Consider the following 19,955-nt stretch of genomic DNA (forward strand, 5'->3'; position numbering starts at 1 on the left):
AAAAGCAACGCTGCGCGGTGGTCCTGTTCAGGGTCCTTGCCGGGGTGCCTAGGCGGCACTTCCGGGGCGCTTCCGGGCCAAGCCCCTGATCTGTTGGCACACGCCGCCAGATCAGATCGCGAGCCGGAAGTATTCGGCCATGAAGTTGTTTTCCATGCCCGAACCGCAGAAACCCATGTCCATGTTGGACGTGCCCGAGATGGTCCCGCCCGCCACGATCGCGGCCCCGTGCAATCCGCCGGCATTCGCCGCGAAGGAGACATCGACCTTGGCAAGGATCTGGCCGCCGTACATCTTCAGGTTCCCGGCCACATCGACCGATCCCATCGTGATCAGCTGCGAGCCCCCGCCTTCGGCGCAGTTGTCGTCGCGCCCGATCTGAAGGTCCTGCGGCGCATAGATGGATTTGGACGCCGTGTTCGTCGTGGCGATCACGACATTTTCCAGCACCATCTGGTTGCCCATCTTGATCTGGCAGTCCGTCACCAGCACCACGTCGCGCAGGATCGTGCCGTTGGCAAAGCTCAACCGTCCGTTGCTTGTCGGGCAATCGTAGGTGTGAACCCGGCCCGAGGTGAAATGGCTGGCGTTCAGGTTGGTGGTGGACAGCGTAAGCATGCCGCTGCCAAGGATGTAGTCGGGCACGAAACGGTCATCCATCGCATAAAGACCGGCGATAATGTTGTCGATCCGTTCCAGGATGCGGATGTTCCACGTTCCTTCCCGCAGCGCCTCGCGCAGGCCCTCGTTCTGTTCATAGCCCGAATTGGGCAGTTCCAGATTGTCCACGTCTGACAGCGAAACCACCGTCCCCGTCTCGAAGATGTTGTTGTTGTTCAACGAGATGGTGTTGTTGGAATGGATGCAGAATCCGGCCCTGTATTCGTTGTTCGATTGCAGATCGACCTCAAGCTCGGCCACGAAGCCTTCGCGCAGGCAGGTCGGGCGGTAGGTGACGAAGACAGAACCGGTGACGATGTCCATCGTCTCGATCCCCGCGAGGGCAAGGAAGTAGTTGCCATGCGGGTTGCCGCGGTCGGTGGTGCGGCGCGCGATCACCCGCACGGCGCCTGTCGCATCGGGGTCGGGGGTAAAGACGGTCGTGGCCGGATCATAGTCGCCGAACTGCACGTCCTGCGCCTCGATGACAAAGCCGTGCCGGTCGGCGGGCATGTTCCTTTCAGCGATCTCAAGCGCCTTCGCAACCGCCGTTTCCGGCGTTCCGAATTCGCGTTCCAGGATGGCGGCATGGGCGGCGGCATCGGCCGCGACCTGCATCTGTGTCCTGACGGCCATCGCGTTCGACAGGTCGATGGCATAGCCCGAAAGCATCAGCATCGAGAAGCCGAAAAACAGCGCCATTACGGTTGAGGCGCCTTCGTCCTTGCGGACGAAGGCATTGATTTGGTTCCGGATTTTTCCGCGCATCGGTCAGATCTCCGCAAAATGCTGGGACACGACGGCCATCTGGACGTCGTCGAACGCATCGATGAAGCTGAGCGTCGAAAAATCGCTAATATACACAAGGACCTGAGTCCGGATGATCCCGTCCGTCACCGTGGTCGTGACGACAGCCCGCGGGGCAAGATCCGCAATCGCGGTCTTCACGCGTTCTTCCGCCTCGTTCAGGTCACGGATACGACCAACAGACACGGCACGGTTCACATCTTGCACCACACGCTCGATGCGGGCCTTGCCACCGAAGATCAGCGCCGTTTCCGCAACCAGCGAAAACAGGATGACGAAGAAGGGCATCCAGATGATGACCTCGACGGTGGCTCCGCCGTCTTCTTTACAAAACTGACGCTTGATCCACGCCAGAGCACTCTTTGGGGCACAGTTCCACATGGGCAGCTCACCTTTCGAATGCACTACCCCACCCGACACCCGGTGTGATCGCCCAAGCTGGCGCATTAAGGGCGGAACTGCGGCACAAATCTGGCCGCAGTCCCGAATCGTGAAACAATTTCGGTTTTACAGGCTCATAGCCCCTTGGACCGATAGGTTTTGGCCACGCGGTCGATCGCAACGATGTAGGCCGCGACTCGCAGATCCTCGACATCGTTGCGGCTGTGCCAGACCTCGCGCATGGCCTGATAGGCGGTGCGCATCGTGTCATCCAGACCCGACCGCACGAGCATCAGCTCGTCCGAGCCGGTCAGGAAACGTTCCTTGAAGTCATCGGCCAGCGTCCAGCCAAGCCCCTTGTCGGCCGACAGCCGTTCCAGTTCTTCGACCAGAAGGCGCGAGCGTGCCTCTTCGGCGCGGCGCTGCATCCGGCCGAAACGGATGTGCGACAGGTTCTTGACCCATTCGAAATAGCTGACCGTCACGCCGCCCGCATTGGCATACATGTCCGGGATGATCACCGTGCCCTTCCGGCGCAGGATCTCGTCGGCGCTGAAGGTGATCGGCCCGTTGGCGGCCTCGATGATCAGGGGGGCCTTGATCCTGTCGGCGTTGTCCTTGTGGATCACGGCCTCGAGCGCGGCGGGAATGAGAATGTCGCAGGCTTGCTCAAGCACCTTGGCGCCATCCTCGACATAGGTCGCCTCGGGGTATCCCTTCACCCCGCCGTTGGTGGCGATCCACTGCCGCACCGCCTCGACGTTCAGCCCCTTGTCATCCAGCAGCGCCCCGTCGCGTTCGATGATCGCGACGATCTTCGCGCCATCCTCTTCCGACAGGAACTTGGCAGCGTGATAGCCCACGTTGCCGAGGCCCTGCACGATCAACCGCTTGCCGTCCAGCGTGCCGGACAGCCCGGCCTTGGCCATGTCGTCCTTGTGGCGGAAGAATTCGCGCAGCGCGTACTGGACGCCGCGCCCCGTCGCCTCCACCCTGCCCTGGATGCCGCCGGCATGGGGCGGCTTGCCGGTGACGCAGGCCTTGGCGTTGATGTCGGTGGTGTTCATCCGCGCATACTGGTCGGCGATCCAGGCCATCTCGCGTTCGCCAGTGCCCATGTCGGGGGCTGGCACGTTCTGCGCCGGATGGATCAGGTCGCGCTTGATCAGCTCATAGGCGAAGCGGCGGGTGATCAGCTCCAGTTCATGTTCCTCCCATTGCCGCGGGTCGATGCACAGTCCCCCCTTCGATCCGCCGAAAGGCGTTTCGACCAGCGCGCATTTGTAAGTCATCAGCGCGGCCAGCGCCTCCACCTCGTCCTGGTTGACGTTGGTGGCATAGCGGATGCCGCCCTTTACCGGTTCCATGTGTTCGGAATGAACCGACCGGTATCCGACGAAGGTTTCGATCTTGCCGCGCAGGCGCACGCCGAAGCGCACCGTATAGGTGGAATTGCAGACGCGGATCTTCTGTTCGAGCCCCGGGCTGAGGTTCATCAGCCGCGCAGCCCGATTGAACATCAGGTCGACGCTTTCGCGGAAACTCGGCTCGCCACTGGCGTGCATGTCCATACTCCCGTTGTATTGTTTCTTGTCTTTGGGTCTGCGGCAGGCCGCCGCAGACGCGGCCAACTTACGCGCGCATGGTGAAGAATGCATCAACGATAACGTTACCGGCAATTTTCCGGGCATTTCGGAAACGATTCGTTAACCGGACGCGTCAAACCGTCGTCGCGTGGGGGCAGATGACGGAAATCCGCCTGGCGTCCGCCAGATTTTCGTCACGATCCGGCGAACAATCCCCCCGCATCGCTGGCCAGCGTTTCCGGCTATGTGCGATTTTGTCAAGGATCCCCGCCAATTCGCCATAATTGTGCCCCACCGATCCCGGTAAATGCAGTGTGGGCAAGAGTCCGTCCGTAGTGGGGCGGCGCTTTTGCAGTGTGGGATGTACGTTATTATGAGGCTGCGCATGCGCCCTGTTGACAAGTGGAACGCCTATCAGGTTGCGGGGCGTCTGAGGGACGGCATTCAGACAGAGATCCGTCGGTTCGCCTCGGATGAAAGGGGAACGCTGACCGCGTTCGCCCTGATGATGACATTCTGGATGATCATGGTCGGCGGGCTGGCGATCGACGTGATGCGGCATGAACAGATCCGCACGCGGCTTCAGCAGACGCTTGACCGGTCGATCCTTGCCGCAGCCTCGATGAGCCAGGAACTCGATCCCGAGGACGTGGTCGAAGACTATTTCGCCAAGGCCGACCTGGCCGAGGCGCTAAAGACCGTCGTCCCCTACGAAGGGCTGAACTTCCGCCGCGTGGTCGCCACGGCGGAACTGGAAACCAACCCGTTCTTCCTGGACCTCAAGGCCTACAGCATCGACAGTTTCATTGCCGGGGCCGCGGGCAGTGCCGAACAGAGCATCAGCAAGGTCGAAATCGCGCTGGTGCTGGACGTGTCGCGTTCGATGACCGAATACGCGGACGGCACCCCCCTGCCGCGCCCGAACCGGCTTGAGAACCTTCAGGATGCGGCGGCCGAATTCGCCCAGACGATCCTGGGCGAGGATCCCAGCAACACGATCACCATGTCGGTCGTGCCCTACAACGCGCATGTGAACCTGGGCCCCACGCTGTTCGGGCAGTACAACACGACGCATCGCTTCTCGATGGGCGATCCGCGCACGGGTTTCACCCCGGCGTCCAGCTTCTGCATCGACCTGCCGATGTCGGTTTACAACCAGGCGGAGCTTTCCGGCTCAACTGCCTATCCGCAAGGCGCGTTCTTCGACGCCTACAGTTCGACGACGCGGAACACATCCTATGTCGAGGTGCAAGCGCCGCTGTGGCGGACGTCCAGCTACTGGCAGAACGGCGTTCAGAGAACCGGCACCTTCTATCTCAACGCCGCCTGCCAGCCGATGGCCGAGAACCATGTGCTGGTCCATTCGAACGACGCAGATGCTGTCGAGGCACACATCCGCCGGATGATCTCGATGGGCGGCACGGCGATCGACAAGGGCATCAAGTGGGGTCTCGCACTGCTTGACGAAAATTCGAGGAACGAGATCGAAGGCGTGATCAACGCGGGCGCGGCCCCCGAGATGGCCCGCGGCCGCCCGGCGGATTACAGCGCCAACGACACGATGAAGGTCATCGTCCTGATGACCGACGGCGAGAACTTCGAAGGCGAACAGATCAACACCGCCTACGCCGGAAGTGACCTGTCACCGATCTGGCGGTCGAACGGCGATGGTCAGCTTTCGATCCGCCACACCCAGAACCGCCCCTCGACCGCCGGGTCGAACGAATACTGGGCACCGGGCGTCTGTGAGAGTGCCTGGGTCTGGAACGGTCGCCGCTGGGTCTGGAAGGATTGCGTCACGCAAGGCATCTGGATGCCTTCCGCCTACAACAGCGGCTCGGGCGTCACGCGTCTGACCTGGGCCGAGGTGTGGCAGGAAGCGCGGATGCAGTGGGTCGCCTGGCAACTTTATGCCCGCGCGCTTGGAACCAACAACAGTTCCCGGTCCTGGTGGTATGACGCGACGATGGACGACATGCGGTCGTCGATCTCCGTGAGCGACCGCAACAACGGGCTTCAGACGGTCTGCGCGCTGGCCAAGCAGCAGGGTGTGAAGATGTTCGGGATCGCCTTCGAGGCGCCCAACAACGGCAAGACGCAGATCCGCCAGTGCGCCGACGAGGGCGGCTATTTCGAGGCCGAGGGCCTTGAGATCCGCACCGCCTTCCGGTCGATCGCCAGCCAGATCAGCCAGCTGAGGCTCACGCAATGAAACGGTTCCTGTCACGCCTCTTCGCACGCTTCCGCAACGAGGACGGATCCTCCACCGTCGAATTCGTGCTGATCTTCCCGGTGATCTTCGGGATCTTCATGTCCGGCTACGAGGCCAGCATGTATGTCACGCGCTATGTCCTGCTGGACCGCGCGCTGGACATCACCATGCGCGAACTGCGCCTTGGCCGCCTTCCCGGTGCCACGCATGACACGCTGAAGGACGAAATCTGCGACCGGACGATCCTGATCCGCGATTGCCGCCAGAACCTGAAACTGGCGCTGCAACCGGTCGATACGGGCACGTTCACGTTGCCCAACACACCGACACAATGCGTCGACCGCACCCAGGCAATCCAGCCTGTGACCAACGTCAATCCCGGCGCGGGCGACCAGATCATGCTCGTGCGGGCCTGCGTCATCATCTACGGGGTCTTTCCCGGCAGTGCCGTCGGCACGCGGATGCCGAAGGAACCGGGTGGCGGCTACATCATGACCGCGAAATCGGTCTTCGTGAACGAGCCGTAAGGGTAAGGGGTAGGAAACCATGGTCTTTCATCGTTTCAAGGAACGGCTCCGCAGCTTCCGCGACGACGAACGCGGCTCGATGCTGGTCGAGGGTGTGCTGGCCCTGCCGATGATGTTCTGGGTGCTGATCACCTTTTACGTCTTCTGGGACGCCTACCGCAGCATCAACGTCGTGCAGAAGGCGACCTATTCGATCGCCGACGTGATCTCGCGCCGCCGCGCCGCCGTGGACGATCCCTATCTGAACGGCATGAACACGGTCATGGATTACCTGCTGGATCCGGGCCAGTCCGCCGAGATGCGGTTCTCCAGCATCACCTGGAACGGGATCGACGACCGCTATGAGGTGGAATGGTCCTATTCGCCGGGCGGCAAGATGGCGGAACTGCGCACCGCCGACGCGGCCAACCTGACGTCGCAACTGCCGATCATGGCCGATGGCGACACGATCGTGGTGGTGGAATCGCGGGTGGATTTCGCCCCGGCCTTCAACCTGGGCGTTCTGGGCGACCGGACGATCGAACAGTTCATCGTGACGCGCCCGCGCCTTGTGGCCCGCGTCTGCCATGCTGACGTGCCCTGCGGGATCCTGAACGGCGGCACCGCCAGCGGCGGCAGCGGCACCTGAAACGGCCGCGACGTCGGGGACGCTTTCAGGCACGCTTTGAAGAACAACGGCGGGCATCGGCCCGCCGTTCCGCATTCCGGGTCGGCTTGCGCCACAGCGACGCGCGGTCAGCCCGGCAGGCGCCCTTGAGGCACCCTGCCCTCGGTCCGGTCGCGGATCATCATGTCGATCGTTTCGGCCATGAAACGGCCCTCGACCCGTGGCGTGACCCCGCCCACACCCAGCGACCGCCCGACCCGCCACCAGAGCCCCGGCCGCCAGCGCCGCCCCGGCGCCGTGGCAAGGCGCAGGACGAAGCCCTGCGACGGCTTGAAGGCAAAGGTTCCCCGGCCGATCGCCTCGATCTCGGCCACCAGTGCCAGCCGTTCGCCCGCGGTGTCGCGCAATTCACGCGCGGTCAGGACCAGCCCGTTGCGCGTCGCCTGCCACATGGCGGCCGCCAGCGCCAGCGCCGCCGCCGCCATCGCCAGCATGAACAGCCGCAACGGGAACGAGGCCGGCGGATGCCAGAGCGCGATCCACATCACCAGAACGCCAAGCGCGGCAAGGATGACCACGCCGATCACCCGCCGGGGCTGCGACGGGTAAAGTCGCGCCAGCACGGCATCTGAGGCGTCTTCGGTTTCGGGCGTGTCGGTCATGTCGGAACTCCGCTTGGGTCACTTCCTTTAGCGCGGCTGTGCCCGGCTGCACAATCACGGTGCGCGTGATCGGCGTTGCCTTGCACGGCGCGGCCACCTACCTGTGGTGCACCGTGAACAGGAGAGCCGCAATGTCGATCAGCCCGACCACCCGTCCCGTCGTCGAAGAAAGTCGCGCGCGTCCCACGATGGAAGGCGCGGGCGTCTTCCTGCACCGCGCCTTCGGCTTCGATTCTCCCGAAAAGATGGACCCGTTCCTTCTGTTCGACGATTTTCGCAACGAGAACCCCGCCGATTTCCTGCGCGGTTTCCCCTGGCATCCGCACCGCGGGATCGAGACGATCACCTATGTGCTGGCGGGGACAGTGGACCACGGTGACAGCTTGGGCAACCGCGGCACGCTTGGTGCGGGCGACGTGCAATGGATGACCGCCGGGTCGGGCATCCTGCATCAGGAAATGCCCAAGGGCAACGCGAAGGGCCAGATGCATGGCTTCCAGCTTTGGGCGAACCTTCCCGGCCACCTGAAGATGACGGCGCCCCGCTATCAGGACGTGAAATCCGCCGATATCCCCGAGATCATCGACGATGACGGCACCGTGCTGCGGGTGATCGTGGGCAACTACTGGGGCAAGACCGGCCCGGTGGACGGGATCGCGGCCGATCCGCTTTACCTCGACATCTCGGTGCCGCCGGGCAAGCGGAAGTCGTTCAAGATCGACACCTATCGCCGCGCCTTCGCCTATGTCTTTGCCGGGGCAGGAAATTTCCGCGATGCAAGCCGCCCAGAGGGCGTGCTTCTGGAAAAGGAAGTGATGGGCGAAGAGGTGAACATCCGCGACCTGTCGGGCAACCGGACGCTGATCCGTTTCGGCACCGGGGATGACGTGACCGTGCAGGCCGGCCCCGAGGGCGTGCGTTTCCTGCTGATTTCGGGCGCCCCGATCGAAGAGCCGATCGCCTGGCACGGGCCGATCGTGATGAACACGCGCGACGAACTGATGCAGGCGATGGCCGAACTGCGGAACGGCACCTTCATCAAGCCCGCGCACTGACCGGATGGGACGAAGGGGGGCTGATGCCCCCCTCTGGCCTGCCGACCATGCCCCCCGAGGATGGTTCCGACGGACGGAAGGATCAGACGCGGCGCACGGCGTTCAGCGCCATGTCGGCATAGATCGATTCGACCTCGGCGCGCGACAGGCGGCCGCCTTCGCGATACCAGTTGGTGACGCCGGTCAGCATGGCGATGAGGGCAAGCGTGGCAAGCTTCGTGTCGGGGACCGCGAATTGCCCGGCGTCGCGCCCGTCGCGCAGGATCGATTCAAGCGCATCCTCATAGCGGCGGCGCAGCGCCTCGACGGCGGCGAAGTTCGCGGGTTCCAGGTTTCGCAGTTCCATGTAGGCGATGAAAACCGCGTCTGGCCGGTCGATGTGATGGCGGATGTGGAAGCGCGCGAACTGGTCCAGCCGCGCGGCGGGGTCTGACAGCGCCGGCAGGCTGGCATGGGCGGCCAGCAGATCCTTCATGTGGGTCACCATCAGATCGGCCAGAAGCGACTGCTTGTCAGGGGTGTAGAGGTAAAGCGCCCCCGCCTGCACGCCCACCTCGGCCGCGATCTGGCGCATAGAGACGGCGGCGTAACCCTGTCGCGCGAACAGCCGGAGCGCCGCCGCGCGGATGCGGGGGCCGGTGATTTCGGAATGGGAGCCGGTCTTGCGTGCCATGCGTGCATGGTATCTGAACGCGCGTTCATTTCAACCGTTCCCTCGCGCCGGTCCACGGCGGCTTGCCCCCTGCCGCGCGAAGCCTGTAGGATCGGGGCGACGATCTGTCCCTGATCCTGCCGGAAAGCCCATGCTGCCCCGCCTGTTGCCGATTTTCCTGATTCTGGCGGCCTGTGCCGAGACGCCGCGCCTTGACCGTTCGGGCAGCCTGCCGCCCGGTCCCCCGCCCGCGATCCTGCCGCTGGATGAACTGGTGGCGCAGGCGGCGGTTCCCGGCCTGTCCGACACGGTTGCGCCCTCGGTGGCCGCAAGGGCCGCGCGGCTGCGCGCCAAGGCCGCGGCGATGCGCGGCCCGGTTCATGATCCGGCCACGCGCGAACGCCTGTCCGCCGCCATTGCAGGGCGGCCCTGAACGGGCTAACAGAACGCCAGAGAGCAGCGGAGACCCCCAGATGACGACCTCGGAAATTGCGCCCCTGCGCCTTGGCATTGCTGGCCTTGGCACGGTCGGGATCGGCGTGGTCAAGATCGTGCAACGCCATGCAGACCTGATCGCGGCACGCAGCGGGCGACCGATCGTCATCACCGCCGTCTCGGCGCGCGACCGGTCTAAGAATCGCGATGCCGACCTGTCGGCCTATGCCTGGGAAGACGACCCCGTGGCGTTGGCCCAGCGCGGGGATGTCGACGTCTTCGTCGAGGTGATGGGCGGCCATGACGGCCCGGCCAAGGCCGCGACCGAGGCGGCGATCGCCGCGGGCAAGGATGTTGTCACCGCGAACAAGGCGCTTCTGGCCCATCACGGACAGGCCCTGGCCGAGGCCGCCGAGGCCCACGGCCGCGTGATCCGGTTCGAGGCCGCCGTCGCGGGCGGCATCCCGGTGATCAAGGCGCTGACCGAAGGGCTCGCGGGCAACCGCATCAGCCGGGTCATGGGCGTGATGAACGGCACCTGCAACTACATCCTGACGCGGATGCAGGCGGCGGGCCTGCCGTATGAGACGGTGTTCGAGGAGGCCCGGCAACTGGGCTATCTGGAGGCCGACCCGAACCTTGACGTGGGCGGCATCGACGCGGGCCACAAGCTTTCGCTGCTGGCCGCCATCGCCTTCGGCACGCGCGTGAGCTTTGACAAGGTGGAACTGGAAGGCATCGGCAACGTCTCGATCGAGGACATCAACCTGGCCGATGACATGGGCTATCACATCAAGCTTCTGGGGGTGGCGCAGATGTCGGGCCGCGGCCTGGAACAGCGGATGACGCCCTGCCTCGTGCCCGCCGAAAGCCCGCTGGGCCAGTTGCAGGGCGGCACGAACATGGTCGTGCTGGAAGGCGACAGCGTGGGCCAGATCGTGCTGCGCGGCCCCGGCGCGGGCGAAGGCCCCACCGCCAGCGCGGTAATGGGCGATGCGATCGACCTTGCCCGAGGCTGTCGCGTGCCGACCTTCGGCATCCCGGCCGCGCAACTGGCGCAGCCCGTGGCTGCGCGTGCGGCGACGCCCGCGCCCTATTACCTGCGGGTCACGCTGCTGGACAAGCCCGGCGCCTTGGCCAAGATTGCCACCTGTCTGGGCGAGGCGGGCATCTCGATCGACCAGATGCGCCAGATCAACCAGCCCGGCGAAGAAGACGACGACGCCATCGTCCTTCTGGTGACGCACAAGGCCTCGCCCGCCGATGTGGCAGACGCGATGGCGCGTTTCGCGGGCACGGGCGTGATGGTCGGAACCCCGGTCGCGATCCGCATCGAAGAGGTCTGACCGTTAGCGTCACCGTCCTTGCCCCCTCCCCCGCCATCGCGCTAGGGAGGGGCAACAACCGAACAGAGGGACGGAACATGGCCGACGCGAGGGAATTTCAGGATCGTATGCTCAGCCTCGGGCTGGCCCGGGTGTCCGAGGCGGCCGCCTTGGCCAGCGCGCGCCTTGTCGGACGGGGCGACGAGAAGGCCGCAGACCAGGCCGCCGTCAACGCGATGCGCGACCAGCTGAACCTGCTGGACATCGCGGGCGTCGTGGTCATCGGCGAGGGCGAACGCGACGAGGCACCGATGCTTTACATCGGGGAACAGGTCGGCACCGGGCACGGGCCTGCGGTGGACATCGCGCTTGACCCGCTGGAAGGCACGACCCTGACCGCCAAGGACATGCCGAACGCCCTGACGGTGATCGCCATGGCCCCGCGCGGCACGATGCTGCACGCGCCCGACGTCTACATGGAAAAGCTGGCGATCGGGCCGGGCTATGCCGCCGATACCGTCACGCTGGACATGCCCCCCGCCGAGCGGGTCCGCGCGCTGGCCCGTGCCAAGGGCTGCGCCCCTGCCGACATCACCGTCTGCATCCTCGAACGCCCCCGGCACGAGGCGCTGATCCGCGAGGTCCGGTCCACCGGGGCGGCGATCCGGCTGATCACCGATGGCGATGTGGCCGGCGTGATCCATTGCGCGGAATCCGAGATCACCGGTATCGACATGTACATGGGATCGGGCGGCGCGCCTGAAGGGGTGCTGGCGGCAGCGGCGCTGAAATGCATGGGCGGGCAGATCTATGGCCAGCTTCTGTTCCGCAACGATGACGAACGCGGCCGCGCCGCCAAGGCAGGGATCACCGACCTGGCCCGCATCTACACGCGGGACGAGATGGTGACCGCGGATGTTATCTTCGCCGCGACCGGGGTGACGAACGGCTCCATCCTGTCGGGGATCAAGCGCGAACCGGGCTGGGTGACGACGGAAACGCTGCTGATGCGGTCGAAGACCGGATCGGTCCGCCGGATGAGCTATCGCAGCCCGGTGAAGTGAGGGCGCACAATTTCCTTCGAAGGAAATTGCCCGGAGTTTTCGAAAACTCCGGGCACCCGCGGACCCGACGTGCTGCCGGGATGACCGGCCGGGCATGGGTATTTGGGTCAGGTTGAAATGGCAGGGCTTGCGCCCCTGCCCGCGCTTGGGCATCACCGTGCCATGACAGACCGTGCGTTCCTGAATGTCGATGCCTCGCTCACCGGCCGCCGCTGGGTGGGGCCGCCCGCCGAGGAAGACCGGCTGGCAGAGGCGATGGCGCAGGAAACGCACCTGCCGCTGGCCTTGTGCCACACGCTGGTCAAACGCGGGGTGGCGCCGGACGAGGCGGCGGGCTTCCTTGCCCCGCAGCTGCGCGAGTTGCTGCCCGATCCGATGACGCTGCGCGACATGGGACCGGCGGCGGACCGTTTCCTGCGTGCGGTGAGGGACCGCCAGCGCATCGCCGTCTTTGCCGATTACGATGTGGATGGCGGGTCATCCGCCGCCCTGCTCATCACCTGGCTGCGTGCCATGGGGCGGCCGGCAACCCTGTATATCCCGGATCGTATCGACGAGGGTTATGGCCCGAACGTGCCCGCGATGGCCGCGCTTGGCGCCGCGCATGACCTGATCCTCTGTGTCGATTGCGGCACGCTTTCGCATGAACCGGTGGCCGCGGCCGGTTGCGACGTGTTGATCCTCGACCATCACCTGGGCGGCGAGACGCTGCCCCCTGCGCTGGCGGTGGTGAACCCCAACCGGCAGGATGAAAGCGGTGATCTCGGCCACCTCTGCGCCGCCTCCGTCGTCTTCCTGATGCTGGTCGAGGCGAACCGGCGGCTGCGCGCCGAAGGGGTGCAGGGCCCCGACCTGATGGCGATGCTGGATCTAGTGGCGCTGGCGACGGTGGCCGATGTGGCCCCGCTTCTGGGGGTGAACCGGGCCTTTGTCCGCCAGGGGTTGCGGGTGATGGCGCGGCGCGAGCGGGCGGGGCTCAGGGCGCTGGCCGATGTGGCGCGGATGGATCAGGCGCCCACCCCCTATGCGCTCGGGTTCCTCCTGGGGCCGCGGGTGAATGCGGGCGGGCGCATCGGCCAGGCGGATCTGGGCGCGCGGCTTCTGGCCACCGAAGACCCGGCCGAAGCCGCGGCGCTGGCCGAACGGCTGGACATGCTCAACACCGAACGGCGCGAGATCGAGGCGCGCGTGCGGGCCGAGGCGATGGCCCAGGCCGAGGCGCGCGGGCTGGACGGCCCGCTGGTCTGGGCGGCTGGAGAAGGCTGGCATCCGGGCGTCGTGGGGATCGTCGCGGCCCGGCTGAAGGAGGCCACGAACCGCCCTGCCGTGGTGATCGGTCTTGACGGGGACGAGGGCAAGGGATCCGCGCGATCCGTTTCGGGGGTCGATCTGGGCGCGGCGGTGCACCGTGTCGCGGCCGAGGGGCTTTTGATCAAGGGCGGCGGGCACCGGATGGCGGCGGGCCTGACGGTCGCGCGTGACCGGCTCGAGCCGGCAATGGCGCGGCTTGGCGAGCTTCTGGCGCGGCAGGGCGCGGGCCAGGGCGGCCCGGCCGACCTCAAGCTTGACAGCCTGCTGATGCCCTCGGCCGCGACCCCCGAGCTTGTCGAACAGATCGAGGCCGCCGGCCCCTTCGGCGCCTCGGCCCCCGCCCCGCGCTTTGCCTTCGCCGCCCAGGCCGTCAGCGCGCGCCGGATCGGGGAAAACCACCTGCGCCTGTCCTTCGGCGACGGCACCGGCCCGAAGGTCGAGGCGGTGGCCTTCGGCGCCTTCGACGGCCCGCTTGGACCGGCGCTGGAAAACGCGGGCCACCGGCGGTTTCACCTGGCCGGACGGCTGGAGCTGAACACCTGGGGCGGGCGCACGCGGGTGCAGCTTCGGCTTGAGGATGCGGCCGAGGCGTAGGGCACGCATTTTCCCTCTTGCGAGTCGCCGAACCTGCCATTAGACACCGCCGCACGCCAAGCGCGGCCCGTTCGTCTATCGGTTAGGACGTCAGGTTTTCAACCTGAAAAGAGGGGTTCGACTCCCCTACGGGCTGCCATTTTCCCCGATCACGATGATGTTTTCGCCTTGCGGCGCCCGCCGTTGACTGGTGGCTTGCGCGGGAGGGCAAAGGCCGTAAACTGTACCCAGTTGCGAGCATTGGAGATGATCTATGTTTTTCAGGCATGTTCGCCTTGTTGCCCTGGCGGTGACGGGCGGTCTGTTTATTTCCGGCGCGGCACTGGCCGCTCCATGTGGCGATTCCAGCGGTGGCTATGAGGCGTGGAAACCTGCGATGGCGGCCGAGGCAAAGGCCGCGGGCGTCGGCGACCGCGGGATCGCCGCGCTGATGGGCACCTCCTATGCCAGCAAGACCATCGCTGCCGACCGCAACCAGAAAAGCTTCAAGTATTCGCTCGAAAAGTTCATGCAGGTGCGCGGGGCCGACACGATCGTGGCCCAGGGCCGCAAGCGCAAGGCGCGGGATGCCGGGTTCTATGCCCAGCTGGAAAAGAACTATGGCGTACCCGCGGGCGTGCTGCTGGCGATCCACGGGATGGAGACCGGCTTTGGCGGGTTCATGGGCGACAGCAACGTGGTATCGGCCATCGCCACGCTTGCCTATGACTGCCGCCGGTCGGATTTCTTCACCGGCCACCTCATCGCCGCGCTCAAGCTGGTCGACCGGGGCGTGATCGGGCCGGGCACGATCGGTGCGAAACACGGCGAGGTGGGGCACACGCAGTTCCTGCCGGGCAACATCCTGCGCTATGGCGTGGATGGAAACGGGGACGGTCGCGTTGATCTGAACAACATCGCCGATGCGCTGTCGTCGACCGCGAATTTCCTTGCCCAGAAGGGCTGGCGCCCCGGCGCGGGCTACCAGCAGGGAGAGCCGAATTTCGCCGTGATCAAGGAATGGAATGCAGCCACCGTCTATCAGCAGGCCATCGCGATCATCGGGCAGCGGATCGACGGCTGACGGGTTGACCGCAGGCACGGTTGACGACTGACGCGATTGACGACTGACGGGGCGCGCCGCCGCAAGGTCCGCGGTTCCGCCCGTCTGCGAGCCGTCGCGCATGAGCCCGAAAATTCCGCTTGCGCAGCCGCGCGGGGGCCATTAGACAGCCCCACACAGCCAGCGTGGCCCGTTCGTCTATCGGTTAGGACGTCAGGTTTTCAACCTGAAAAGAGGGGTTCGACTCCCCTACGGGCTGCCAATTATCCCAAAATATCGAACAAGGCCGGCAACTTATTGCATCGGATTGGCCGGCGCTGGCAGTCGGTTGGTCAGATCGGCATCTCATGTTGTTCTTGGCCATTCCTGGCTTCGGTCAGGTCAGACCCGCTTTTCCTGTCGTACATGATTGAACAGGCTGCCACCCCGGGTCCGGGTGTCAGGCACCCCCGGTCCAGGCACGGGGCGGGCTTCTGGCCAAGGCAGGAGCGACCCGGTTGGCCGGACAACGCTCGTTCATCACTGTCGGCGGCGTCAGGGGGCGGTTTGCGCGCCAACTGTTTCCCGACGACGCGCGGGAAAGTTCATCCATGCTTTCGGTAACGAACCCCGCGCGTTTTGCGAAAAGCAAGTACGAACGCTGCCATCGCCTTGCCATCTGGAGAAACGCGATTGTTCCTGAAAACCGTCTGTACAGTTGTCGGTCTGGCTGTGGCCGGCAGCGTTTGCCATGCCGAAGGAACGGCCAAAGGCGCGCCAGACATCCTGATCCTTGGGGATTCACAGCTGACCTTCGGCGCCGGGGTAGCATTCACCGAGGTCCTGAATGGCATGGCAGGCTCTTGCGGTCTGAAAGACAGCGCGACAACCGGGGTTATCGGGGTCAGATCGAGTGCGATCACCAGCTGGACGGGAACCACGAAGACAGCCAAGAGTGCGATCTGCGATGTTGACCCGAAATGGAAGGTGAACGCGGGGGCCTATGGCACCCTCAGTCAGGGTGAGAACCCTTACATCCAGATCGGCAAAGGCGCGCAGTTCCAGTTCTGCCGTTCGGGGACGTCGCCGTTACAGGCAGTCTTTGCCGATGGCTACTATGCGCCCGATCTGGTGATCTTCTTCATGATGGGCAACGCAAGCGAACGCTGGGCCAGCGATCCGAGCGCGGCGCTTCAGGATGCGCGCGCCCTGGTGGCCGACTTGCCGCCGGATCAACCCTGCGTCTTCATGACCTCGGCCCCGCCCTATAAGGAAAAGACCGTCCGGGAACGGCGCAAGGCGCAAGACAATATCTCGGCGGCCTTCGCCAAGGTGGGCCGTCGGTGCACCTTTGTTCCAGGCTTCACGTCCCAGACGATTGCCGAGAACCAGGGCAATGCCGCGAACTTCCGGCGCAACGCGTCAGGCAAGGTCAAGGATCCCTTTCACCCGACCGAGGCCGGGGCACGCCGCTTTCTGAAGCTGCAGCGCGGGGCGCTTTGTGCCGCGATCCGCGCGGAACTGGGTGGGTCCTAGGTCTGGCGGCCCGCCTTATCACGTCCGCGCGAGACCCCTGAAAGACTTGTAATGTCCCATGGCGCCAGAGCGAAAGGAAGCAAGCTATTGGAAAGGAACTCACCATGTTCAAGATGACTGCCCTCGCCCTTGCCCTTGCTACCGCGATCGCCTCCAGCGCTTTCGCCGGAGACCAATATGTCGACAAGACCGGCTTTGCCGTGTCGGGTTATGATGTGGTGTCCTATTTCGACCTGCCTCAGTCCGAGATCGGCCAGCCCCAGAAATCGCCGCTGGCTGGCAATTCTGGGATCACGGCCGACTACAACGGCGCGACTTTCGCCTTTGCAACCGAGGCGAACCGCGATCGTTTCCTTGCCGACCCGGCGGCCTTCGCCCCTCAATATGACGGGCATTGCGCCTTTGGTGTGGCAAAGGGTGGCAAAGTGCCCGGCAATCCCACGCTGTGGCGCATCGTCGACGGCAAGCTTTATCTCAACATCACCAAGAACGTTGTCGGCTTCTGGGAAGAAGACATCCCCGGAAACTTGAAGAAGTCCGAGAAGAACTGGGCCGGTCTGGAGCCGCAAGCCGCGTCGAGCGACAAGATTCCGAACTTCACGTCGGCCGCGCCCGTGTCGAACTGATCCCTGAATGCCCATGATGGGTACGGATTATCAACCCACAGCAAAAGCGCAGGCCCTTGCGGGCCTGCGTGTGCTTGACCTGTCCCGCATTCTGGCTGGCCCGACGGCGACACAGCTTTTGGCCGATCTGGGTGCCGAAGTGATCAAGATCGAACGTCCCGGCGCGGGCGACGACACCCGAGGCTGGGGCCCCCCGTTCGTGCGGGACGCACAGGGGCAAGAGACGAGGGAAAGCGCCTATTTTCTGTCCGCGAACCGGGGCAAGCATTCGGTCGCGGTGAACATCGCCGATCCGCGCGGCCAGCAGATCGTGCAGGCGATCGCGGCCACGGCCGATATCCTTGTGGAAAACTTCAAGCCCGGCGACCTGCGGCGCTATGGGTTGGACTTCAAGACCTTGCAGGCGGCGAACCCGGGTCTGATCTACTGCTCGATTACCGGATTTGGCCAGACCGGGCCCAATGCGCATCGGGCGGGATATGACTTTCTGGTCCAGGGCGAAGGCGGGCTGATGAGCCTGACGGGCGAGGCCGATGGACCACCGATGAAGGCCGGGGTCGGGATCGCCGATGTGTTGACGGGGATGTATGCCGCCGTCGGGATCCTCGCAGCCGTCGAGGCGCGGCACCGGACGGGCCTTGGCCAGCACATCGACCTTGCACTGATGGATGCCCAAGTGGCGATGCTGGTCAATCAGGGCGTGGCCTATCTGACCGACGGACAGGTCCCACCGCGACGCGGCAACGACCATCCGACAATCGTGCCATACGGCACGTTCCCGGCCAGTGATGGCAGTTTCATCCTTGCCGTCGGCAATGACACCCAGTTTTCCCGCTTCGCCGCGCTTGCGGGTGCGTCGGGACTGGCAAGCGATCCCCGCTTTGCCACCAATGCCGCACGGGTGCGAAACCGTGCTGTTCTCGTACCGCTGTTGTCGGCGCTGACGGCAGGACGGACCGCGGCAGAATGGCTGGCCCTATGCGCCGCCGAAACGATACCCGCAGGGCCGGTCAACAACCTGGCGCAGGTCTTCGCCAGCCCACAGGTCACGGCGCGGGGGATGCGGGTTCGGATGGACCATGCCGCGGCGAGTGGCGGCCAGGTGGACCTAATCGGTAACCCATTGCACCTGTCTGAAACCCCTGTCAGCTATTCCAAGGCCCCGCCGATGCTGGGCGAAGACACGATGGAAGTGCTGACCGCCATACTTGGACTGGATGCAAGCACGATGCGGGACCTTGCCACCGCAGGGGTGATCGAAGGGAGGTCACGGGGATGACGACAGGTGCAGACGTCATTGGCAGGATGCTTGCCCGTGCTGGCGCGACACATGCGTTCGGCATTCCGGGAGGCGAGGTCCTGGCACTCATGCAGGGCCTCGATGCCGCCGGTCTGCGGTTCCTGCTGGTCAAGCACGAGAACTCTGGCGGCTTCATGGCCGAGGGGCTGTGGCACACCACGGGCGCGCTGCCTGTCCTGGTGGCGACCCTTGGGCCTGGGGTGGCGAATGCGGTCAACGTGGTCGCGAACGCCATGCAGGACCGCGTGCCGCTGATCTTCCTGACCGGATGCGTCGATGCGGCCGAAGCCGAGACCTACACCCATCAGGTCTTTGACCATCAGGCGATGCTGCGGCCGGTGGTGAAGGGCAGCTTCCGGCTGGCTGCGGGCGCGGTGGGTGCCGGCATGGCCAAGGCCATTGCGCTGGCCATCAGCGGGCAGCCCGGCCCGGTGCATATCGATGTGCCGATCGGTGTGGCCGAAGGGCTGGCGAACGAGGCCGAGCTTCCGGTCCCGCCCCCTGCCCGCCCGGGCCTGCCGACGGCCGCCGACCTTTCCGCCGCCCTGGCCACCCTGAGCGCCGCGGAACGCCCATTGGCGATTGCCGGGGTCGATGCAGTGAACGAAGGTGCGGGCGACCTGATAGATCGGTTCTGCCGGGACCATGCCATTCCCCTTGTCACCACCTACAAGGGCAAGGGTTTGATGGACGAGGCCGACCCCCTTTGTCTTGGCGGGGCCGGGCTGTCGCCAAAGGCTGACCGCACGCTGATGCCGTTGATGGCAAAGGCCGATTGTATTCTGCTTCTGGGCTATGATCCCATCGAGATGCGGATCGGCTGGCGCAACCCATGGGGCGAAGGCCAGCGGGTCATCGAGATTGCCCCGATCCCGCGCGACCACGGGATGCACCGGGCGGACCTGATGCTGGTCGGCAGTCTGGCCGAGACTTTGCCTGCCTTGCGCCACAAGGCGCCCCGGCGCTGGCCCGACGCCGCCCCGACCAAGGCCCGCGCCGAGCTGAAAGCAGCCTTTGCCGCCCCGGACCAATGGGGCCCGCATCAGGTCTTTGCCTGCCTGCGCGAGGTCATGCCGCCAGATACGCTGATCACCGCAGACAGCGGGGCACACCGAATTCTGGTCAGCCAGATGTGGGATTGCCCTGCGCCGCGTCTCATGCTGCAATCCTCGGGCCTGTGCACCATGGCTTGCGCGGTACCGCTTGCGGCGGGCGCGAAACTTGGCCGGCCCGGTGCCTCGGTCCTGGCCTTCGTCGGCGACGCGGGCCTTGAGATGGGGGCCGGAGAACTCGCCACGTTGACCGCGAACGGTCTGCACATCGTGATCTGTGTCTTGGTCGATGACAGCCTCTCGCTGATCGAGCTGAAGCAGCGCGCCACTCAGCGCCCCAATCTGGGGGTCGACTTCGGCGGAGCGGGAAAAGGCACAGACTTTGCCGCACTTGCGCGTGCCTTTGGTGGGTATGGAATCGAGGTTTCCGACACCCATACGCTTGCCAGAGAAGCCGCCAATGCCCGGTTCCGCGACCGGTTCACCCTGATTGCCGCCCGGATAGCGCGCCGCGCCTATGACGGAGCCTTCTAGCCGGCATC

The 19,955-nt window shown here is 65.1% G+C and carries 18 protein-coding genes and 2 tRNA genes; 15 read left to right on the forward strand and 5 right to left on the reverse strand.

The window, feature by feature from the left end; all coding sequences use genetic code 11:
- Positions 1 to 111: 111 nt before the first annotated feature.
- The 3 genes from E7811_RS02620 to E7811_RS02630 all read right to left on the reverse strand — a co-directional run bounded on the left by E7811_RS02620 (position 112) and on the right by E7811_RS02630 (position 3,413).
- Positions 112 to 1,428 carry a pilus assembly protein TadG-related protein gene (locus tag E7811_RS02620; protein WP_136393030.1) on the reverse strand — a complete coding sequence of 439 codons (1,317 nt, stop codon included), beginning with the start codon at positions 1,426 to 1,428 and terminating at the stop codon, positions 112 to 114.
- 3 nt (positions 1,429 to 1,431) lie between these two features.
- Positions 1,432 to 1,848, reverse strand: coding sequence for a TadE/TadG family type IV pilus assembly protein (locus E7811_RS02625; protein ID WP_136393031.1), 417 nt, complete (start codon positions 1,846 to 1,848; stop codon positions 1,432 to 1,434).
- 134 nt (positions 1,849 to 1,982) lie between these two features.
- The gene (locus E7811_RS02630) at positions 1,983 to 3,413 is read right to left on the reverse strand and encodes a Glu/Leu/Phe/Val family dehydrogenase (RefSeq protein WP_136393032.1); all 1,431 of its coding nucleotides are present in this window, start codon (positions 3,411 to 3,413) and stop codon (positions 1,983 to 1,985) included.
- 406 nt (positions 3,414 to 3,819) lie between these two features.
- Between E7811_RS02630 and E7811_RS02635 the strand changes: the two genes are divergently transcribed.
- Genes E7811_RS02635 through E7811_RS02645 form a run of 3 tightly spaced genes read left to right on the forward strand, consistent with a single transcriptional unit; the run spans position 3,820 to position 6,801 of the window.
- Positions 3,820 to 5,646 carry a TadE/TadG family type IV pilus assembly protein gene (locus E7811_RS02635; protein ID WP_168732907.1) on the forward strand — a complete coding sequence of 609 codons (1,827 nt, stop codon included), beginning with the start codon at positions 3,820 to 3,822 and terminating at the stop codon, positions 5,644 to 5,646.
- Complete coding sequence (locus E7811_RS02640) at positions 5,643 to 6,173, forward strand: TadE/TadG family type IV pilus assembly protein (RefSeq protein ID WP_136393034.1); 531 nt, start codon at positions 5,643 to 5,645, stop codon at positions 6,171 to 6,173. The genes E7811_RS02635 and E7811_RS02640 overlap by 4 nt, the downstream gene beginning before the upstream one ends.
- A 19-nt stretch (positions 6,174 to 6,192) precedes the next feature.
- The gene (locus tag E7811_RS02645) at positions 6,193 to 6,801 is read left to right on the forward strand and encodes a TadE/TadG family type IV pilus assembly protein (protein ID WP_136393035.1); all 609 of its coding nucleotides are present in this window, start codon (positions 6,193 to 6,195) and stop codon (positions 6,799 to 6,801) included.
- Positions 6,802 to 6,908: 107 nt separating this feature from the next.
- On the opposite strand, the gene E7811_RS02650 is transcribed toward E7811_RS02645, so the two are convergent.
- Entirely contained in the window at positions 6,909 to 7,442 is a 534-nt protein-coding gene (locus E7811_RS02650) for a hypothetical protein (protein WP_136393036.1), read from the reverse strand.
- A 131-nt stretch (positions 7,443 to 7,573) separates the two neighbouring features.
- Between E7811_RS02650 and E7811_RS02655 the strand changes: the two genes are divergently transcribed.
- Positions 7,574 to 8,497 (forward strand): pirin family protein, encoded by a 924-nt coding sequence (locus E7811_RS02655; protein ID WP_136393037.1) that lies wholly within the window; start codon positions 7,574 to 7,576, stop codon positions 8,495 to 8,497.
- An 82-nt stretch (positions 8,498 to 8,579) separates the two neighbouring features.
- Here the strand turns inward: E7811_RS02655 and E7811_RS02660 are convergent, their stop codons facing one another.
- Positions 8,580 to 9,170 carry a TetR/AcrR family transcriptional regulator gene (locus tag E7811_RS02660; protein WP_136393038.1) on the reverse strand — a complete coding sequence of 197 codons (591 nt, stop codon included), beginning with the start codon at positions 9,168 to 9,170 and terminating at the stop codon, positions 8,580 to 8,582.
- A gap of 130 nt (positions 9,171 to 9,300) precedes the next feature.
- On the opposite strand from E7811_RS02660, the gene E7811_RS02665 reads away from it, so the two are divergent.
- From E7811_RS02665 to E7811_RS02715, 11 genes are all read left to right on the forward strand, one after another.
- Positions 9,301 to 9,582 (forward strand): hypothetical protein, encoded by a 282-nt coding sequence (locus tag E7811_RS02665; RefSeq protein ID WP_136393039.1) that lies wholly within the window; start codon positions 9,301 to 9,303, stop codon positions 9,580 to 9,582.
- Positions 9,583 to 9,622: 40 nt separating this feature from the next.
- Positions 9,623 to 10,930, forward strand: a complete 1,308-nt coding sequence (locus tag E7811_RS02670; RefSeq protein ID WP_136393040.1) for a homoserine dehydrogenase — start codon at positions 9,623 to 9,625, stop codon at positions 10,928 to 10,930.
- Between the two features lie 77 nt (positions 10,931 to 11,007).
- Entirely contained in the window at positions 11,008 to 11,973 is a 966-nt protein-coding gene (glpX, locus tag E7811_RS02675; RefSeq protein WP_136393041.1) for a class II fructose-bisphosphatase, read from the forward strand.
- Positions 11,974 to 12,135: 162 nt separating this feature from the next.
- Positions 12,136 to 13,878 carry a single-stranded-DNA-specific exonuclease RecJ gene (gene recJ, locus E7811_RS02680; protein ID WP_136393042.1) on the forward strand — a complete coding sequence of 581 codons (1,743 nt, stop codon included), beginning with the start codon at positions 12,136 to 12,138 and terminating at the stop codon, positions 13,876 to 13,878.
- A gap of 64 nt (positions 13,879 to 13,942) precedes the next feature.
- Positions 13,943 to 14,017, forward strand: a tRNA-Glu gene (locus E7811_RS02685).
- Between the two features lie 114 nt (positions 14,018 to 14,131).
- Positions 14,132 to 14,941: a lytic murein transglycosylase gene (locus tag E7811_RS02690; protein ID WP_136393043.1), complete on the forward strand. Its 810-nt coding sequence runs from the start codon at positions 14,132 to 14,134 to the stop codon at positions 14,939 to 14,941.
- A 166-nt stretch (positions 14,942 to 15,107) separates the two neighbouring features.
- Positions 15,108 to 15,182: transfer RNA gene (locus E7811_RS02695), tRNA-Glu, on the forward strand.
- A 410-nt stretch (positions 15,183 to 15,592) separates the two neighbouring features.
- Positions 15,593 to 16,435, forward strand: a complete 843-nt coding sequence (locus E7811_RS02700) for an SGNH/GDSL hydrolase family protein (protein ID WP_136393044.1) — start codon at positions 15,593 to 15,595, stop codon at positions 16,433 to 16,435.
- A gap of 104 nt (positions 16,436 to 16,539) precedes the next feature.
- Positions 16,540 to 17,061 (forward strand): YHS domain-containing (seleno)protein, encoded by a 522-nt coding sequence (locus E7811_RS02705; protein WP_136393045.1) that lies wholly within the window; start codon positions 16,540 to 16,542, stop codon positions 17,059 to 17,061.
- 16 nt (positions 17,062 to 17,077) lie between these two features.
- Positions 17,078 to 18,340 (forward strand): CaiB/BaiF CoA transferase family protein, encoded by a 1,263-nt coding sequence (locus tag E7811_RS02710; protein WP_136394199.1) that lies wholly within the window; start codon positions 17,078 to 17,080, stop codon positions 18,338 to 18,340.
- Complete coding sequence (locus E7811_RS02715; protein WP_136393046.1) at positions 18,337 to 19,947, forward strand: thiamine pyrophosphate-binding protein; 1,611 nt, start codon at positions 18,337 to 18,339, stop codon at positions 19,945 to 19,947. The genes E7811_RS02710 and E7811_RS02715 overlap by 4 nt, the downstream gene beginning before the upstream one ends.
- Positions 19,948 to 19,955: the final 8 nt, after the last annotated feature.

It is taken from the genome of Aliigemmobacter aestuarii, from assembly GCF_004799285.1.
GTDB classification, from domain to species: Bacteria; Pseudomonadota; Alphaproteobacteria; order Rhodobacterales; family Rhodobacteraceae; genus Aliigemmobacter; species Aliigemmobacter aestuarii.

What these genes read in the sequence shown, in the direction of transcription:
- E7811_RS02620 (WP_136393030.1), bottom strand. Translation starts at nt 1,428, where the DNA reads ATGCGCGGAAAAATCCGGAACCAAATCAATGCCTTCGTCCGCAAGGAC.
- E7811_RS02625 (WP_136393031.1), bottom strand. Translation starts at nt 1,848, where the DNA reads ATGTGGAACTGTGCCCCAAAGAGTGCTCTGGCGTGGATCAAGCGTCAG.
- E7811_RS02630 (WP_136393032.1), bottom strand. Translation starts at nt 3,413, where the DNA reads ATGCACGCCAGTGGCGAGCCGAGTTTCCGCGAAAGCGTCGACCTGATG.
- E7811_RS02635 (WP_168732907.1), top strand. Translation starts at nt 3,820, where the DNA reads ATGCGCCCTGTTGACAAGTGGAACGCCTATCAGGTTGCGGGGCGTCTG.
- E7811_RS02640 (WP_136393034.1), top strand. Translation starts at nt 5,643, where the DNA reads ATGAAACGGTTCCTGTCACGCCTCTTCGCACGCTTCCGCAACGAGGAC.
- E7811_RS02645 (WP_136393035.1), top strand. Translation starts at nt 6,193, where the DNA reads ATGGTCTTTCATCGTTTCAAGGAACGGCTCCGCAGCTTCCGCGACGAC.
- E7811_RS02650 (WP_136393036.1), bottom strand. Translation starts at nt 7,442, where the DNA reads ATGACCGACACGCCCGAAACCGAAGACGCCTCAGATGCCGTGCTGGCG.
- E7811_RS02655 (WP_136393037.1), top strand. Translation starts at nt 7,574, where the DNA reads ATGTCGATCAGCCCGACCACCCGTCCCGTCGTCGAAGAAAGTCGCGCG.
- E7811_RS02660 (WP_136393038.1), bottom strand. Translation starts at nt 9,170, where the DNA reads ATGGCACGCAAGACCGGCTCCCATTCCGAAATCACCGGCCCCCGCATC.
- E7811_RS02665 (WP_136393039.1), top strand. Translation starts at nt 9,301, where the DNA reads ATGCTGCCCCGCCTGTTGCCGATTTTCCTGATTCTGGCGGCCTGTGCC.
- E7811_RS02670 (WP_136393040.1), top strand. Translation starts at nt 9,623, where the DNA reads ATGACGACCTCGGAAATTGCGCCCCTGCGCCTTGGCATTGCTGGCCTT.
- glpX (WP_136393041.1), top strand. Translation starts at nt 11,008, where the DNA reads ATGGCCGACGCGAGGGAATTTCAGGATCGTATGCTCAGCCTCGGGCTG.
- recJ (WP_136393042.1), top strand. Translation starts at nt 12,136, where the DNA reads ATGACAGACCGTGCGTTCCTGAATGTCGATGCCTCGCTCACCGGCCGC.
- E7811_RS02690 (WP_136393043.1), top strand. Translation starts at nt 14,132, where the DNA reads ATGTTTTTCAGGCATGTTCGCCTTGTTGCCCTGGCGGTGACGGGCGGT.
- E7811_RS02705 (WP_136393045.1), top strand. Translation starts at nt 16,540, where the DNA reads ATGTTCAAGATGACTGCCCTCGCCCTTGCCCTTGCTACCGCGATCGCC.
- E7811_RS02710 (WP_136394199.1), top strand. Translation starts at nt 17,078, where the DNA reads ATGGGTACGGATTATCAACCCACAGCAAAAGCGCAGGCCCTTGCGGGC.
- E7811_RS02715 (WP_136393046.1), top strand. Translation starts at nt 18,337, where the DNA reads ATGACGACAGGTGCAGACGTCATTGGCAGGATGCTTGCCCGTGCTGGC.